The following is a 16,445-nucleotide window of genomic DNA, read 5'->3' on the forward strand; positions in this document are numbered from 1 at the left end:
GCCTGTTCCACCATCCCCACGGCCATCCCTGCCCACGGCCATCCCTACCCACTGCCCGGCCAGACCTTGGAGTCCCATGCCCCAGATATCGTCCACGGCGCGTTCCATCCCGGGGTCGGGCATCCGCCGCATCTTTGAACTCGCCGCCGCGTTCGACGATGTGATCCAGCTCAGCGTGGGCGAACCCGAGGCGCGGGTGGCACCGCACATCCTGGCCGCGGGCGCGCGGGCGTGGGAGAACGACGCGACCGGCTACAGCCCGAACAGCGGCCTGCTGCTGCTGCGCTCCGCGCTTGTCGGCAAGCTCGCCGCGCACAACGGCTACGCCGTGGACGAAGACCAGGTGCACATCACCGCGGGCGGCTCGCAAGCCCTGCACATGGCGATGTGCCTCACGCTGGATGCCGGCGACGAGATCCTCATTCCCGACCCCGGCTATGCCACTTTCGCGATGGCGGCCCGGCTCGTCGGCGCCGTTCCGGTGTCGTACCGGCTCACCGCCGAGCGCGGGTTCGCGCCCGCGATCGCCGAGCTCGAGCAGATCATCACCCCGCGAACCCGGGTGCTGCTGATCAACAGCCCGTCCAATCCGCTCGGCGTGGTCTACGGGCCGGAGGTGATCGGCGAGCTGCTCGATTTCGCCGCCCGGCACGACCTCTGGGTGATCAGCGACGAGGTCTACGAGTACTTCACCTTCGACGGTGCCTTCACAAGCGTCGCCAGCCTGGATAGCAGCGACCGGGTGTTCAGCGTTTACTCCCTCTCCAAGACCTACGCGCTCACCGGCGTGCGGGTCGGATACCTGGTCACCCCGCCCGGCGTGGCCGGCACGTTCCGCGCCGCCCAGGAGGCGATCGTGAGTTGCGTGAACCTGCCCGCGCAGCTCGCCGCCGTCGCAGCCATCGAGGGCGACCAGTCCGCGATCGCGGATGCGCGTGCGCACTATCGGAGCAACCTCGACGCGGCGTGCGCGGCTCTGGATGCCCGCGGCATCGGCTACCACCGCCCCGGCGGTGCCTTCTACCTGTGGATCAACGTCTCCCACGCCTCGAACGGCGATGTGGCCGCCTGGGCGGAGGACTTTCTGCTGACCCAGCGCGTGGCCGTCGCGCCCGGCACCGCGTTCGGGGCCGGCGGCGAGGGCTGGATCCGCATCTGCCTGGCCGGCCGGCAGGAGCCGCTGCTCACAGCGTTGTCGAGGCTGCCCGCAGCCTGAGCCGCGGTCGATCAGGCGGTAGCCGGCCTGGCTGTCGCCGGGGCCGCCCATTCGCGTCGGAGATAGCTGCCCACGAAGATATTGGCGAGCAGCGGCACGACGAGAAACACCGCCAGTCCGAGAATCCACGCGTCGGTGCCGCGCAGCAGGAGCAGCGCCAGAACCGCAATCACGGCAGCGACCACGGATGCGACCATCGCCGCGACACGCACCTGCGCGGCCCACCGGGCGCAGGCTCCGATCATGACGAGACCCACGATCCAGCCGACGATCGGAATGACGTACCACCCGGCCGTCAAGACGATGGCGGCAGCGGTGGGGTAGGCCTTGGACACCACCACCGGGGCGCCGGGCGGCTGGGCTTCGGCGGCCAGGTCTGCCGCGATGGCCCGGGGATCGCCGAGTTCGGCAATGCGCGACCGGGCCGCATCCGCGTCGAGGCCGGCAAGCTCGCCGGAGATTTCTGACAGGATCTCGGTGCGCAATGCCGGCGGCACGGCGAACAGGGCGTTCGACAGCTCCTCGAGGAATCGACGGGCCGGATCACTGAACGAATCGTTGGTGGTCATGGGTCATTCCTCTTTATTGGGAGTTGCGGTGGGAGTTGCTGTGGGGGTTGCGATGATGGTGCTGACCGCATCGGAGAACGGCTGCCACTGCGCCCGGAACAGGCCGAGTTGCTCTCGGCCGGCAGGCGTGAGGCTGTAGTACTTGCGCGGCCGCGCCGAATCCGACTCGTCGGCTTGCGCGATGATCAGGCCCTGGTCGCGCAACCGGCTGAGCAAGGGATACAACGTTCCGATGCTGCCGATCAGCCCCAGCGACACCAGTCGTTCCGAGATTTTCCAGCCGTAGGTCGGGGCGCCCTGGAGCAGGCCGAGCACGCAGTATTCGACCACCCCCTTGCGGAGTTGCGTTCCCACATCAGTTGCCATGCACAACAGCATATGCTGCATTGCACGATAAGTTGCATCGGAGTTGACCGCCTCCATCCGACTCACGGGCGCGCCCCGTTCGACTGGCCTAAAATCCCAGGGTGAACCAGATGGGGAAAGCATGACTAGCGAACCGATACCGTTCGAGGTGCACGAGACGGGTGCGCTCTTCCACGGCACAAAAGCCGACCTGGCCGTGGGCGACCTCCTCGTTCCCGGCCGTGAATCCAACTTCGAAGCCGGACGCGTCACGAACTACGTCTATGTGACGGCCACGCTGGATGCCGCGACGTGGGGCGCCGAACTGGCGTTGGGGGCCGGCCGTGGGCGCATCTACATCGTCGAACCGCTGGGCGCCCTCGAAGACGATCCCAACGTGACCGACAAGAAGTTTCCGGGCAATCCCACGCACTCGTTCCGCACCCGGGAGCCCGTGAAGGTCATCGGCGAGCTCACCGACTGGGTGGGCCACTCGCCCGAGAACCTGCAGGCCATGCGAGACGGCCTGGCAGCGCTCAAGCGCGACGGCGGCGCAGTCATCTACGACTGACCGGGCTGCGCTGCCAAGCTTCAGTCTGGATCGCGCGAGCCCGATGTGGCAGGATGCCGCCGTGACCACTCAACCCGAACGCCGGATGCTCCTCGACACCGCCGCCCTGTATTTCCGGGCGTTCTACGGGGTTCCCGACACCGTTCGGGCGCCAACCGGGGAGCCGGTGAACGCCGTGCGCGGGCTGCTCGACATGATCGCCCGGCTCGCCACCGAGTTCCAGCCCACCGAGATCGTGGCCTGCTGGGACGACGATTGGCGGCCGCAGTGGCGGGTCGACCTCATCCCTACCTACAAGACCCATCGAGTGGCCGCTGTGTCCGCCTCCAATGCAGGGCCCACGACGGATGCCGACCCGTCGATCGAGGACGTGCCCGACCTGCTCAGCCCGCAGGTGCCGATCGTCCGGGAGGTGCTCACCGCGCTCGGCATCCCGATCGTCGGCGCCGCCGAGCACGAGGCCGACGACGTGATCGGCACCCTCGCCTCGCACGCATCCATCCCGGTGGATGTGATCACCGGCGACCGCGACCTCTTCCAGCTCGTTGACGACTCCCGCGACGTGCGGGTGATCTACACCGGCCGCGGCATGGCCCGGCTGGAGATTCTCACCGACGCCACCCTCACGGCCAAGACCGGGGTCACCCCGGCGCAATACGCCGACTTCGCCGCCATGCGCGGCGACGCCTCCGACGGGCTGCCCGGTGTGGCCGGGGTGGGCGAGAAGACCGCGGCCACGCTGCTGGCCGACTTCGGCGACCTGGCCGGCATCGTCGCGGCCGCCGCCGACCCGGGCACGGCGCTCGGCGCATCCGCGCGGGCAAAGATTCTGGCCGCCGCGGATTACCTGCAGGTGGCACCGAAGGTGGTGAATGTGGTGCGCGACCTGAAGCTACCGGCGTTCGACGCCCGCATCCGCCCGACCACGCCCGAGCAGGCCGCCGAGCTGCAGAAACTGACCGAGCGGTGGGGCCTGAGCACGTCAATGAAGCGAGCGCGCGAAGCCCTCGCCGCGCTCGCCTGACACCCTCACGAGCCGTGAGCTAAACCCCGAAAATTCGGGGTTTTTGGGGCTTTTCTCACGGCTCGCTGATGGGTGCTCCCGGGCGCGCCGACGGGCGGGTGCGATGTCGGTGGTAGGTGAGACGATCTCATTATGAGTAGCCCCGACCAGGCACCACCGCCCGCTCCGGATGATGACCATCACTCTCCGGAGTCCGCTCCACCTGGGTCCACCCCCGCTCCTGCCGACCCGACCGAACCCCACGAGACCGAACCCCACGAACCCGACCCTGGCGATCCGTACGTCCCGAACCTGACCCTGGACGAACTCGTTCGCACGGAGCTGGTCCGCCGCACCGAACTGATCGCGGCCGAAGCCCGCGCCATCGCCCAGGCGCAGGCCCGGCAGGCCGAACTCCTCGTCGAGTTGCAGTGCTGGAGCGAAGACCCGCAAGTCTCCTCCCGGCTGCACGGCAACCCGGAGAGCATCCGGCAGTCCGACCTGGACGCGGCCAGCATGACCGAGGACCAGGCCCGCGCCGCCGCCTACAGCCGCTGGGACGACCGGGACGTGGCCCGCCGCACCATCGTGAGCGAGACCGCCTGCCTCCTGCGCGTGGCCGAGCGCACGGTGGAACGGATGATGGACCAGTCGCTCTGGCTGATGTGCGCCCCGGCCACCTTCGAAGCCCTCTCCGCCGGGGAGATCAGCCACCGGCACGCCCTGGCGCTCGTCGACCAGATGCGCACCCTGCCGGACGAAGACCAGGCCGCATTCGAAGAAGCCGTCCTCCCAGCCGCGAAGACGATGCCGCTGGGACGGTTCACCGACAAGGCCCGCCGACTGCGGGAGAGGCAGCATCCCGAATCAATCGTGACCCGCACCACGAACGCTTTCGCCGAACGCCGCACATACTGGGAGGCCGCACCGGATGGGATGGGCTGGTTGCACTGGTACGGCACCGCCCACGACACCACAGCCGCCTACGACCGCATCGACTCGATGGCCGTGAACCTGAAAAAGGCTAGCGAATCGGCGTCCTCGAGCACAGGGCCGGCCGCCGACGCGGATGAGGAGCAGAAGAAGCGCTCCCGCGACCAGCTTCGAGCCGACCTCACCCGCGCTCTCCTGCTGGACGGCATCACGCCCGACGGCCTGGGCGCCGGGATTCGCGGCACGGTGATGGTCACGGTATCGGTGTTCACCCTGCTGGGCCTGGACGAGGAGCCCGCCTCCCTCGAGGGCTACGGGCCGATCTCACCCGAGGCCGCACGGGAGATCGCCGCGCACGCGCCCAGCTTCACCCGGCTGCTCACCCACCCCGAGACCGGAGTGGTGCTCTCCCTCGGCACAACCCAGTACAAGAACACCAAGGCCATGAAGAAATGGCTCCGGATACGCGACGAAACCTGCCGGTTCCCGGGCTGCTCCCGCCCCGCCGTCAGGAGCGACGTCGACCACACCCAGGGTTGGGCAGACGGCGGCGGAACCGACAGCGACAACCTCGCCCACCTCTGCGAGCCCCACCACCGGCTCAAACACCTCTCCCAGTGGCGGGTTACCCAGGAACCCGGCGGGATCCTGCTCTGGACCTCGCCCGGCAACCGCAGCTACCGCACCGACCCGGCCAACCCGATGGGACCACCCCGGCCGCTGCCGCCGGCGGTGGGCCCGACGACCCGGAAGCGCCCCGCCGACAACACCTATCTGATGCCTCAGCATCAGCCGAAGCGGCGCCCGTCGCCTCCGGTGCCGGAGAACCCGCCGTTCTAAACGTTCATCGGGTGGTTCGAGAGGGGGTTCCCTAAACTCGGATGCATGTCCCCGATGAATGCAGAGTACGAGATCCGTCGGTTCGAGCCGGCAGCCCCTGGCGAGCCCGGGTACCCCGAAGCGACGGCCTGGGACAAAGCGGTCTCTTTCGGGTTCCATGAGGAGCGCAGCACTGACGAGCGGATACAGGAGTCCATTGCCAGAAGCCGCATAGACGGCGCCGTGTTCACGGGCGTCTACCAAACCGGTCAGCCGGCACCGCATTCGCTGGGCAGTGAGGTGCCTGTCGCCACGTTCGGCACCCAGCCCAGCACGCTCAACATCGGGTTCGGCCGGCTGCTGGATGCGCACCTGATCACCGGCGTGACCGTGCGCACCTCGCACCGGCGGCGCGGACTGCTGCGCCGCATGATGACTGAAGACCTCGCCCTGGCCAAGGAGAGCGGCATCGCGATCGCCGCCCTCACCGCATCCGAGGCGTCGATCTATGCCCGATTCGGCTTTGGTGTGGCCACCGCGGAGCAGAGCATCACGGTTGACACCGGTGCCAAGTTCCGGCTCAGCCATGTGCCGGTGGGAACTGTGGAGGTCGCCGACCCAACCGTGCTTCTCGAGCTGGCACCCCAGATCTTCAACCGGGTGCACGGTGCCCAGCCGGGATCCATCGGCCGGCAGGAGTTCTATCGCCAGCTGGCCGCAGGAACAGCGAGTCGCGAGGGCGGCCCGGATACCAAGGTGAAGGTTGCGCTGCACTACGCGCCTGGAGGCACGGGCGAGAACACAGGCGAGAACACGGTCGACGGCTATGTTTCCTACCGGTTCGGCGGCTGGGACAAGACCCCCGCCACGATGGAGATCGTGGACCTCGTTGCCGCCACTCCGGCGGCCTACCTGGAGCTCTGGCAGTACCTGGCGGCCATCGACCTGGTGGAGCGCATCACCTGGAACGAGGCACCGGTGGACAACCCGCTCACCTGGGCCCTCACCGATTCGCGCTGCGTGGCGGCGTCGAACCCGCGAGACCTGCTCTGGTTGCGCATCCTCGATGTACCCCAGGCACTTCAAGCGCGTCAGTTCGCCGCCGACGGCACCCTCGTTCTCACAGTCACCGACGGCCTGGGTCTCACGGCAGGCACCTTCGCACTCGAGGTGCGGGACGGCACCGCGCGGGTCAGCGCATCCGCCGCGGCGCCCGACCTGGAACTGGACATCGCCGCGCTCTCCTCCATCTACCTGGGCGCGGTGAACCCGGTGACGCTGGCCGCGGCGGGCACGGTGCACGAGCACTCCGCGGGAGCAGCGTTCCTGGCTGCCCGGCTCTTCGCCGTGGAGCGACCGGCCCACTGCCTGACGCACTTCTAGTCCAGACCGGTCGTCTCGGCTCAGGCCTCGTGACGCTCTCCGGGCCACGGCCGCCACGCACCGTCCGCGTCGTCGAGGTGCCACTCCGCCGCGGTCGACTCGTGTCGGTCCAGGTCCCGCAACCAGTAGGTGGCGTCGGGGTCCCACCCGGCGAGCACGGTCGCGCGGTCATCGTCGAGACGGATGCCCGTTCCGGCCGCGCTCAGATAACCGCCCACAGTCAGGTGCACGGCGTCGTAGTCGTGCCGCACTCGCGACCAGTCCGGGATGACCCAGGTGCCGCTCCGTCCCGTGATCCGGTACCAGTCGTGCCGTCGGGACGCCGTGACCTCCAGCGGGTAGCGGTCCACCAGATCCGTCCACGCCGCGGCGCCGTCGATCTCGAAGATGCGCGCATCCGCCGGGAGGTGCACTCGTTCGACCGTGGCCGACTCCCAGCCGAGCCCATCTTCGACAAATCGGAGACCCATCGGCCCGTGGCCCGGCAGCGCACGTGTCGTGCCCATCAGGCCAAGGGCGGGTCGTGACCACCAGGTGCCGCTGAACCTCGCGGCGGGGTCGGCGGGGCGATCGCGCTGGGCCGTGGCCTCCTCCTCCAGCTGGAGGCCCTGCCAGCGGTCGAGGATCTCCCGCGCCGTGCGCGCCGGCGGCCGCGGGATGTGCGGCAGGTCGGCGAAGGTGACCACCCATTGCTCGCGGTCCTGCATCGGGCCGGCCCACCAGACGCAGCCGCGAGCGGCGGCGATGGCCTCAGCCACCCTGGCGAGCGCCGCGCGCACCTCCGGCGTTCCGGCGAGAACATCTTCGCCGTCCGGTTCCTGCCAGTACCTCGCGGTGTCCACCACGGTGGCGAGCGCGGAGAGCAGGGTGCTCGCGTCGAGATCCGGCAGGGGCGCCGCGTCCAGAAGTCGAGCGACCTCCTGCGGTGTCGGCGCGAGTGGCACCTCCGCGCGCTGATTTACGCCCGCACCGAAGAGCACTCGCGACATTCCCCGCTCAGGGTCGAGGTCGTAGGCGGCGAAGAAGACGGCTGTACGCAGCTCCTCCGTCGCCGCCGTCTCGGCATCTCGCAGAGTGAGCATCGTCTCCAGGCAGAGCCGACGGCCCCGGGGCCCGGCGAGCAGGTCGGCGGCGCGCAGGCCCACGCTCTCGGCCCCCAAAGCTCAAGCCTGCCGGTCGAGCACCACGTAGGTGTACGCGGCGATGGTCGCCGCATCCACAATCTCGCCGTCGCGGATCATGCGGCGGAAGTCGTCTTCGCTAAACCAGCGGTGCACCATGTCTTGCTCGGTGATCTCGCGGTCCGGCGGACCGGGCGTGAGGGCGGTGGCCAGGTAGAGGTCGCAGCCCTGGCTGCTGTGGCCGTAGGCGCTGTAGAAGTGCGCGAGGTGGCGCACGTCGGCGGCGCGCATCCCGGTCTCCTCCTGCAGCTCGGCGCGGGCCAGGTCCTCCTGGCTGCCGCCCTTCTCTGCCGGCCAGGAGCCCTGCGGGAACTCCCAGGCCCGGCGCCCGACGGGGTAGCGGAACTGTTCGACCAGCCAGAACCCATCGTCGGTGTACGGCACGACGATGGCGAAGTCGGGTTTGTCGACGACCCCGTAGATCCCTGTGGACCCGTCCGGTCGGCGCACGACATCCTCGCGCACGGTCATCCAGGCATTGCGGTAAGCCTCCCGCGTTGACAGGGCTTCGATCATGGGCACCGCCTCTCGCACCCATCCAACCACGCCCGTCTGGCGGTCTAGTCGGTGCGGAGCCCGTAGCTGAGGATGGTGTTGCCCTTGCTGGTCACACGGGAATTCTGAAGGACCAGTTTGGTGGTGGGATCGCTGGGTTCGAAGAGGTGCCGGCCCTGCCCCGCCACCACCGGGTGCATCATCAGCGTCAGCGAGTCCAGCAGGCCGGCGAACAAGAGCTGCCGCACCAGCGAGATGCTGGCCATGACGCTGATCTCGCCGCCCTCGGTCTGCTTGAGCGCGGTGACGAACTCCTCCAGCGGCGCATCCATCAACTGGGAATTCTGCCACTCGAGGTCCCCGGTGAGGGTGCGGGAGGCGACGAACTTTTGTACCGGGGTGATGAAGCTGCCGAACGGGTCGTCGGCGTCGGCGTTCGGCCAGTACCCCGACCACTCCTGGTAGCCCACCCGGCCGAGCAGCACAGTGTCGACGCGGCTGATCACCGCGCCCATCTCCTCGCCCATCTCGGCGTCGAAGCTGTCGAACTGCCAGAGGTTCGGCGACTCCACGACCCCGTCAACGGAGTAAAAGAGGCCTGCGGTCAGTTTGCGCATATCGTTTTCTCCACAATCTGAGACGTCCCCGCCTCGCTGGTTGAGCTTGTCGAAACCTCGTGACCATGTTTCTCGCTGGTTGAGCCTGTCGAAACCTCGTGAGCTTGTTTCTCGCTGGTTGAGCTTGTCGAAACCTCGTGACCATACCTGCGAAAGCCGCCAATCACACGTTCACATTCGCACCAAACGGGTATTGCCGGCAAGGAGTTCCTCCAGCAAACCGCCCAAGACAGCGCTACTTACCTAACGGTTGATTCCATCCGCAGTTGTTCCAAGACCTTCACGACCTGCACGATGTCCTTGTACTGACCGGTCTGCGCCACCTGGGACGGGATGAAGAGCAGCACTCGCAGATCAGGTTCGGGCGACACAAACTTCAACGTCATGGCGGTCTGCGGTGAGTCAGCACCAATGAAGTCCATGGCTTTCGGAGGCAAGATCCGGTCGATCTCGGCCCACCGCACCGAGGCAACTCTGACCGGCGTTCTCCCGGCGCCAGCCCAGACCCTCATTCCTTCACTATCTGCTGTCAACGCCACGCCAAAGCGCGACACCTTCACCGGCACAGTACGCGTGCGGTCGGCCCGAGTCCCGATCCACCGGCGGAAGGCGGCATCCATATCCGCGTCTAGGACGATCGCAGACCGTTGCTGCTTGAGTTCGCGAATTCGAGCTCTGGCCGGCACCCGACTTAGACCGAAGTAGACCAGCGCACCGGAAGCAGGGCCCAGAATGAGCACGAGAATTGCGAGAACCACCAACTCAGCGTTGAACGCCACGTCCCCCGACCAGCCGAACCACTGAAAAATCAGGTGGCTGAGAAACTCCAATGCGATGATCGCGATCCACGCAAGACGACTCAGCGTCCAACTGTTTCTCGAATTCACCGAATCTCCCGTGTTTACCTACAAAGTAGCGGGTGCGCCACCTGACTCCCCCGCGCTATCTCGCCGCGGCGGTGCGGTTACGGCGCGCGGGGTCGGTGAGTCGGTGCATCATCGTGACGGTTCCGCGTCGGCTCATCACTCGGCCGATGTTCGCGCCGACCCGGTTGGAGGAGCCATCGATCACACTCGGGCCCGGGTTGCGCCGGTCGAGGTGGGCGAGCGCGGTGGCCACGACGTCGTCCGGTGTGCGCATCCGGGCTCCCGCGGTGGCGTCATCGGTGCCGACGACGGCGTTGAACTCGGTGCTCGTGGCGCCGGGCGAGACCGCGAAGACGGTGACTCCTGATGCGCGGGTCTCTGCCCAGAGGGACTCCGTGAAGCTCAGCACGAACGCTTTCGCCGCACCGTAGACGGCCATCCTCGGGGTGGGTGTGTAGGCAGCCATGCTGGCGACGTTGATCAGGAACCCTGTGCCCGCCTTGACCATGTCGGGCAGGAACGCGGAGCTAATTTGGACGGGTGCGCTGACGTCGACGGCGATCTCGAGAGCAAGGCGGTCGGGGTCTTCCTCGACGAAGTCGCCGAAGGTGCCGAAACCGGCGTTGTTGATGATGCCGGTGACGTGGAGCCCTGCCGCTGCCACCGCATCTGCGAGCCGGACGCCTACCGAGGACGAGCCAAGGTCCTGGGTGATCGCGGTGACGGTCACGCCGTGGGCTTTGGTGAGCTCGGTGGCGAGTGCGTCGAGTCGATCCCGGCGGCGGGCGACCAGCACGAGGTTGGCGCCGCGAGAAGCCAGGGAACGGGCAAAGGTCGCGCCGATACCGGATGACGCTCCGGTGATCAGGATGGTGTGGCTGGGATAGTCCAGTGCGGGCACGAGCAGCTCCAATATTCGTGAGTGTGGGCGCGATCTGCGTCCGGTGAGAATGTATGCCCACCTGGCACTCAGTGTCAAGCAGGCATTTAGGCTACGATGCTGACATGAGCACTGAGCCGACGTTGTGGCAGCGATCCCGTCAGTCGGCCTACGCCGAGATCACGAGCACTGCTATGCGGCTGTTCCTGGATCAGGGTTTCGACCAGACGACGATTGATCAGATCGCGTCGACGGCCGGCATCTCGCGGCGCTCGTTCTTCCGCTACTTCGGCACCAAGGAAGACATCGTGCTGGGCGACCTGGCGGGCCAAGGCGAACTCATGCGGGAAGCGCTCGAGAAGGTGCCACAGACCGTCGGGCCTTGGGAAGCTCTTCGGCAGGCTTTGCACGCCGTGGATGCGCTTGAAGTCGACCCCGGTGTCACGCTGAAAATCGCGACGATGATGTACGGGACGCCCTCGCTACGAGCGCGCAGTATCGAGAAGCACCTGCATTGGCAGACGCTGTTGGTACCCGACATCCGGAGGCGTCTCGGACTAGCCGACGACGTGTACGACCCGGCGCCCGCCGCGATCGTCGCCAGCGCGATCACCTGCCTGGACGTGGCAGGGGAGCTCTGGGTCACTGGCGGCGGCGTGGGCGATCTCGCGGCTCTCTACGATCGCGCGGTCACCGCAGTGCGCCTGGGGTCGTAATCTCCACCGCGAAGCGAATCTGACCACGCCCGCAGTACCGCTGACCTGTCGCCTCCGTAGGCGATGCAATTCTGGGACCAAGTGCAAAGATGAAGCATGCTCTCCCCACAATCATTGAGCGAGAACGACCGCCGAGTCGTCGCCGTTTGGGCCGCGGATTGCGCTGAACGCGTTCTGCCCCTGTTCGAGCAGGAGGTACCAGGCGACGAGCGAGCACGGGATGGAATCGAGCGCGCCCGAGCTTTCGCCCGCGGAGAGCTGGACACGGCAGGCGAGATTCGTCGGCGCTTCGTCGCGGGCCGTGCTGCCCAGGCCGCCGCTTCCCCCGCCGGCAAAGCGGCAGCCTGGGCGGCCGGCCAAGCGTCCGGTGTCGCGCATATGGGCGCGCACGCCCTCGGCGCTGCTGCCTACGCGGCTAAAGCGGCCCAGTTGGCAGCCCCCGATGGCGGAGCTGCAGCTGAGATTGCGTGGCAGGTGGCCAACATGAATCAGGCCGTGAAGATCGCTCTCCGACAATTGCCACTACTCGGGGAGGATTCGTCCGGACCGCTCGGTACTGGGCTACTTGCCTCTGGTGTTCTCGGAGCAAACATCCGATCCCTACAGTCCGCACTGAGCGGCACTGCATAGCTCGGGGATGGCTGGAGGCGTCGAGCGTGCGGGTCACGGCGAGCGCGGCCGGGTCGACCTCCACCGCCACCGCGGTGCTGGATGCGACCGGCGCCGCCAGCTACGAGTTCGACCTGGCCTGGTCGATCGACGGCTCGCTGGCGGGCCCAGCCGATCTTGTGCACATCGGGTCGATCGCCACGGTGCTCGAGCCGGGTGCCTCGGATGTTGCCCGCTTGGTGCAGGACCGGCGTGCGACGGCCACCATCACCTTCGACCCGAACATCCGCCCGGCCCTGATCGACGACGCCGCGGCGGCCCGGGCGCGAATGGAGCAGCTCGTGCGGCTCGCCGATGTGGTGAAGGTCAGCGACGAAGACCTGCGCTGGCTGCAGCCCGATAGGAGCCTGGCCGACGCGGCGTCCGCGTGGCTGGCCGCGGGGCCAGCCGTTGTGGTGGTCACCCGCGGCGGGAATGGTGCGTTCGCGCTCACCGCCGCGGGCCGGGTGTCGATCGTGGCCCCGCTCGTGACCGTGGTCGACACCGTCGGCGCCGGCGACACCTTCATGGGCGCGCTCATCGACGGGCTGCTCGAGGCCGACCTCATCGGTGCCGACCGCCGCGATGACCTGCGCGAGCTGCCCCTGGGGCTGCTTGAGCAGATCATGCGACGAAGCGCGGATGCCGCGGCCATTACGGTGTCGCGGCCCGGCGCCAACCCGCCCACCCGAGCGGAGCTGGCGGCCGCCTGACGCCCGCGCGGGATGCTGACTTGCCAGTTGAGGTCCCTTCGCGACATGCGAATCGGCCCCAACTGGCAACTCACCCGACGACAGCGCCGTGAGATGGCAGTTGAGGCCCATCGCGAGTCACGGACAGGGCCTCACGTGGCAACTCACCGTCCGCCCGGGGCCCCTTACAACGCTGCCGGCGGGCCTTTGGCCCTGCGACCGCTGCAGTTCGCCCGGTGGCCACAGAGGATGATTCGGGAAGACGACCCTCGTTGGAGGGTGGTCACGCCGCATGTTCGGTGCGGCGTCGTCTATGCAGTTCTAGGAGTTCCCATGTCCGCACGATCCTGGCTCGTCACCTCAGCTCTCACGGCGGCCGCCGTCACCCTGGTCGGATGCGCAGGGCCCGCGACAGAACCGAGCGCGACGCCCGCAGCGGAGCCGGCACACTGGTCGTACGACGGCGACACCGGCCCGGCCTCGTGGGCAGACGTGGACTCCAGCTTCGAGACCTGCGCGGCGGGCACCGACCAGTCCCCCATCGACCTGCCGGCCACCGTGCCCGCGCCGAGCACCAGCATCGAGCTGAGCGCGGAGGATACGGACGGCGACGTCTTCGACTCCGGGCACGCCATGGAGTTCGAGTCCGACGGGGAGGGCGAGACCCTCACCTTCGGCGGAGACGAGTACAGCCTGCAGCAGATGCACGCGCACGTGCCGTCCGAGCACACCGTGAACGGCCAGCCCGCCGCGGCCGAACTACACCTGGTGAACGCCGACGCGGACGGCAAGCTGCTGGTGCTCGGCGTCCTGGTAACCGAGGGCGCAGCATCCGACGCGCTGGCGCCGTTCATCGAAGCGGCCACGCACGAAGCCGACGACGAGGACGTGACGCTGGATGTGTCGGCCGTGCTGCCGGCGTCGCTGGAGAACTACGAGTACTCGGGCAGCCTCACCACCCCGCCGTGCACCGAGGATGTGCAGTGGGTCGTGCTGAGCACGCCCATCTCGATGTCGGCGGAGCAGATCGGCACGCTCGAGGGCGCGCACAGCCACAACGCCCGGCCTACGCAGCCGCTTGGCGACCGCACGGTTGTGGGCGGGACGGCAGAGCTGGGGTAACGGATGTAGGCGGCTCGCGAGGTCTCGACCGACTCGAGGCGGCGGCGGGAAATCGGCTCAGACGCGAGTCGGTTTCTCGTCGAGGGAGCGCTCGACCTCGGAGAACTCGGGGTCGTCATCGAAGGACTTGATGCGGGCCACCCTGAAGATGATCAACGCATAGACGGCCTTGGCCAGAATGTCGGCTACCGAGTAGCCGACCTGCTTGAAGACCCAGGCATCCGCACCCTCGATGTTCAGCAGCGGCAGCAGATAGGCGATCGGGTAGACGCCCCAGCTCAGGAGCAGCAACCAGCGCAGCTGGCTGAGGATTCTGCGCACCCCAACGGGCTGCTTGTTCAGCGACTTCGTGAGCTGCACGAACAGAACATAGAGAATGTAGGCGAACGGGATGGTGGAGAGCAGCCCGAACAGGCCACGGATGCCGTTGTCGCCGCTGATCTCACCGGGGTAGCCGAGGAGAATCATGAGCGCGGCGGCGGGAACGAGCCGCACCAGCAGGCCACGCTGCACCGACCTCGCCAGGGCGAGCACCGCGATGAGCTCCACCAGCAGCAGCGGCACGGTGAGCAGCCAGTCCACGTAGCGGTAGCCCTCGTTGAACCCGGCTCCCGCAGCCTGCGCGTAGTCGCCCTGACCACCGGCTGCCTCGGTCACGAAGGCTTCCCGGAACGAGTCGAAGATGCGGAAGTAGTGGTACGCGGCGATACCGCACACCACAATCGCCACGGTGATCGCCTGCCGGTACCGCGGGAGGATGCGCGGCAGGGAGATGAGCAGGAACACCGCCGTGAACAGCTGCGCGGCGATCACCAGCGAGAGGGAATTGTAAACAGTGTCGTACTGGCCGGGCGAGAGGATGTCGGGAATCATGAGCTACTCCATCGGGGTTAGACGGTGCCTGATATCGCTTAGCAACTAAGTTGCTTAGTCATTCAACTACATTCTCAGCTTGTTTGGGAGGGATTCGGTAGAATACTTTTCACCCACAGGGAGTGACGCAACTCGCTCCGCCCCGGCCGGAGAAGCCATGACCCCACCCGCACCGCTCGCACACACCCTCACCGGCTTTCCGGCCGCAGCAACGGCGTTCGTCAGCGCTCTCGACGCCAACCGGCAGCGCATCGCCGAGGATGCCGGCGTGAGCGCCACCGAACTGCGCGCGCTCTTCATGGTGGCCAGGTCGGTGAGCATCATGCCCAAGGACTTGGCCAACCACCTGGGCATGACCACCGGGGCGATCACAGCCATCGCCCGCCGATTGGTGGAGGCCGACCTCCTGCACCGAGTGGACCATCCCGGCGACCGCCGCAGCCTCTACCTGGAGCTGACCCCGCACGGGCACGACGTGATGGGCGGCATCCACCACGACTTCTCCGAGATGCTCGCCTCGTCCACCGCGAGCCTGGATGCCGATCAACTGACCGCTTTCACCGAAGCGTTGACCTCGGTCGCTGCCGAGGTGCGCACCCGGTTGGCCCGGTACTGACCACACGCTGCAACCGGCGCGCGCCCGCCAGCATCCGCGCCGTCGCCAGCCTGCCCCATACTTGGATGGATGGGCACACGCCCGCCACGATTCACGGAGATGAGACCGGTGTCAGACCCCAGCCTTCGCCTGCCCAACACGCAGTTCTGCGCGGTGCTCAACCTGGGTGCGCTTCCCCTGGTGGCGCCTCCCCTGCCGCCCCGCTTCGCATTCCCGGTTCTGGATGCGCAGTGGCTGGAAGACGGCGCCGCCGTCTACATCGGCTTCGAAGAGGGCGAACTGCACTTCGACGTCACCGAACAGGGCACCGAGCACCACTTCCACAACGCCGACGGCGTCGACAGCGACATCAGCCCGTGGCCGCGCTCCGACACCGCCGCACTGCTGGCCTGGGCCGTGCCGTTTGTGCAGCACGTCAGCGGGCTGCTCGAAGAACTCACCATGGATGCCGCCGAAGCCGCCGAGTGGAGCGCGCTGGGGCTTACCGTCTACGCGACCAGCCCGGAGGAACCTGTGCAGCTGGAGGTTGTGGACCTGGAGCTCGAGGGCGAACAGCTGATGCTGCCCTGGTTGGGCGCCGGACACGTGGGGCACGACCACATCGACGGACCCAACCACCCGATCGCTCTGCTCTGGAACGCGCAGCACGAGGAGCCCGACCTGCCCCTGGCCTCCGCCTGGACCGACCCGACCAACGGCCAGCCGGCCGTGCTCGCCCGGCCCGGCGTGGACTGGGACGCCGTGGGCCTGCCTGAGGCCGAGGTGCTCGAGTGGCTGGAGGGGCTCTACCTCAACCACCACCTGCTCGCCGACCCCGAAGAACTCATCCTGCGCGCCGGCCTGGAAAGAATTGCCGGAATCCGCTAACCACGCCCGCCGGGTCGCTGAACCGACGAGATT

The 16,445-nt window shown here is 67.6% G+C and carries 19 protein-coding genes; 11 read left to right on the forward strand and 8 right to left on the reverse strand.

What is annotated here, in order from left to right; all coding sequences use genetic code 11:
* The first annotated feature begins 76 nt into the window (after positions 1–76).
* Positions 77–1,216: an aminotransferase class I/II-fold pyridoxal phosphate-dependent enzyme gene (locus BJQ94_RS18575; protein ID WP_265398699.1), complete on the forward strand. Its 1,140-nt coding sequence runs from the start codon at positions 77–79 to the stop codon at positions 1,214–1,216.
* A gap of 11 nt (positions 1,217–1,227) precedes the next feature.
* Here BJQ94_RS18575 and BJQ94_RS18580 read toward each other — a convergent pair whose 3' ends face one another.
* Both BJQ94_RS18580 and BJQ94_RS18585 read right to left on the reverse strand, forming a co-directional pair.
* Positions 1,228–1,785, reverse strand: coding sequence for a hypothetical protein (locus BJQ94_RS18580; protein WP_265398697.1), 558 nt, complete (start codon positions 1,783–1,785; stop codon positions 1,228–1,230).
* Positions 1,786–1,788: 3 nt separating this feature from the next.
* Positions 1,789–2,151: a PadR family transcriptional regulator gene (locus tag BJQ94_RS18585; protein WP_265398696.1), complete on the reverse strand. Its 363-nt coding sequence runs from the start codon at positions 2,149–2,151 to the stop codon at positions 1,789–1,791.
* Between the two features lie 121 nt (positions 2,152–2,272).
* Between BJQ94_RS18585 and arr the strand changes: the two genes are divergently transcribed.
* The 4 genes from arr to BJQ94_RS18605 all read left to right on the forward strand — a co-directional run bounded on the left by arr (position 2,273) and on the right by BJQ94_RS18605 (position 6,839).
* Entirely contained in the window at positions 2,273–2,701 is a 429-nt protein-coding gene (arr, locus tag BJQ94_RS18590) for an NAD(+)--rifampin ADP-ribosyltransferase (protein WP_265398695.1), read from the forward strand.
* An 85-nt stretch (positions 2,702–2,786) separates the two neighbouring features.
* Positions 2,787–3,725, forward strand: coding sequence for a 5'-3' exonuclease (locus BJQ94_RS18595; protein ID WP_265398713.1), 939 nt, complete (start codon positions 2,787–2,789; stop codon positions 3,723–3,725).
* A 132-nt stretch (positions 3,726–3,857) separates the two neighbouring features.
* The gene (locus BJQ94_RS18600; RefSeq protein WP_275875526.1) at positions 3,858–5,477 is read left to right on the forward strand and encodes an HNH endonuclease signature motif containing protein; all 1,620 of its coding nucleotides are present in this window, start codon (positions 3,858–3,860) and stop codon (positions 5,475–5,477) included.
* 54 nt (positions 5,478–5,531) lie between these two features.
* On the forward strand, positions 5,532–6,839 hold the full coding sequence (locus BJQ94_RS18605) for a GNAT family N-acetyltransferase (protein WP_265398731.1): 1,308 nt from the start codon (positions 5,532–5,534) through the stop codon (positions 6,837–6,839).
* Positions 6,840–6,859: 20 nt separating this feature from the next.
* On the opposite strand, the gene BJQ94_RS18610 is transcribed toward BJQ94_RS18605, so the two are convergent.
* The 5 genes from BJQ94_RS18610 to BJQ94_RS18630 form a co-directional block, all read right to left on the reverse strand.
* Positions 6,860–7,999: a hypothetical protein gene (locus BJQ94_RS18610; protein ID WP_265398716.1), complete on the reverse strand. Its 1,140-nt coding sequence runs from the start codon at positions 7,997–7,999 to the stop codon at positions 6,860–6,862.
* Positions 8,000–8,002: 3 nt separating this feature from the next.
* Entirely contained in the window at positions 8,003–8,536 is a 534-nt protein-coding gene (locus BJQ94_RS18615) for an NUDIX hydrolase (protein WP_265398717.1), read from the reverse strand.
* A 44-nt stretch (positions 8,537–8,580) separates the two neighbouring features.
* The gene (locus BJQ94_RS18620) at positions 8,581–9,132 is read right to left on the reverse strand and encodes a dihydrofolate reductase family protein (protein ID WP_265398718.1); all 552 of its coding nucleotides are present in this window, start codon (positions 9,130–9,132) and stop codon (positions 8,581–8,583) included.
* Between the two features lie 239 nt (positions 9,133–9,371).
* Positions 9,372–10,019 (reverse strand): hypothetical protein, encoded by a 648-nt coding sequence (locus BJQ94_RS18625; protein ID WP_265398719.1) that lies wholly within the window; start codon positions 10,017–10,019, stop codon positions 9,372–9,374.
* A gap of 55 nt (positions 10,020–10,074) precedes the next feature.
* A complete protein-coding gene (locus BJQ94_RS18630; RefSeq protein WP_265398720.1) occupies positions 10,075–10,899 on the reverse strand; it encodes an SDR family oxidoreductase in 825 nt (274 codons plus the stop codon).
* 104 nt (positions 10,900–11,003) lie between these two features.
* On the opposite strand from BJQ94_RS18630, the gene BJQ94_RS18635 reads away from it, so the two are divergent.
* From BJQ94_RS18635 to BJQ94_RS18650, 4 genes are all read left to right on the forward strand, one after another.
* Positions 11,004–11,594 (forward strand): TetR family transcriptional regulator, encoded by a 591-nt coding sequence (locus BJQ94_RS18635; RefSeq protein WP_265398721.1) that lies wholly within the window; start codon positions 11,004–11,006, stop codon positions 11,592–11,594.
* A gap of 96 nt (positions 11,595–11,690) precedes the next feature.
* Positions 11,691–12,224: a putative immunity protein gene (locus tag BJQ94_RS18640; protein ID WP_265398722.1), complete on the forward strand. Its 534-nt coding sequence runs from the start codon at positions 11,691–11,693 to the stop codon at positions 12,222–12,224.
* A 26-nt stretch (positions 12,225–12,250) separates the two neighbouring features.
* Positions 12,251–12,955: a PfkB family carbohydrate kinase gene (locus BJQ94_RS18645; protein WP_265398723.1), complete on the forward strand. Its 705-nt coding sequence runs from the start codon at positions 12,251–12,253 to the stop codon at positions 12,953–12,955.
* Positions 12,956–13,267: 312 nt separating this feature from the next.
* On the forward strand, positions 13,268–14,056 hold the full coding sequence (locus BJQ94_RS18650; RefSeq protein WP_265398724.1) for a carbonic anhydrase family protein: 789 nt from the start codon (positions 13,268–13,270) through the stop codon (positions 14,054–14,056).
* Between the two features lie 57 nt (positions 14,057–14,113).
* Here the strand turns inward: BJQ94_RS18650 and BJQ94_RS18655 are convergent, their stop codons facing one another.
* The gene (locus tag BJQ94_RS18655; protein ID WP_265398725.1) at positions 14,114–14,929 is read right to left on the reverse strand and encodes a bacteriorhodopsin-like; all 816 of its coding nucleotides are present in this window, start codon (positions 14,927–14,929) and stop codon (positions 14,114–14,116) included.
* A gap of 157 nt (positions 14,930–15,086) precedes the next feature.
* Here BJQ94_RS18655 and BJQ94_RS18660 point away from each other — a divergent pair, with 157 nt between their 5' ends.
* Both BJQ94_RS18660 and BJQ94_RS18665 read left to right on the forward strand, forming a co-directional pair.
* Positions 15,087–15,545, forward strand: coding sequence for a MarR family transcriptional regulator (locus tag BJQ94_RS18660; RefSeq protein WP_265398726.1), 459 nt, complete (start codon positions 15,087–15,089; stop codon positions 15,543–15,545).
* Between the two features lie 108 nt (positions 15,546–15,653).
* The gene (locus tag BJQ94_RS18665; protein WP_265398727.1) at positions 15,654–16,412 is read left to right on the forward strand and encodes a hypothetical protein; all 759 of its coding nucleotides are present in this window, start codon (positions 15,654–15,656) and stop codon (positions 16,410–16,412) included.
* Positions 16,413–16,445: the final 33 nt, after the last annotated feature.

This window comes from Cryobacterium sp. SO2 (genome assembly GCF_026151165.2).
Classification (GTDB): domain Bacteria; phylum Actinomycetota; class Actinomycetes; order Actinomycetales; family Microbacteriaceae; genus Cryobacterium.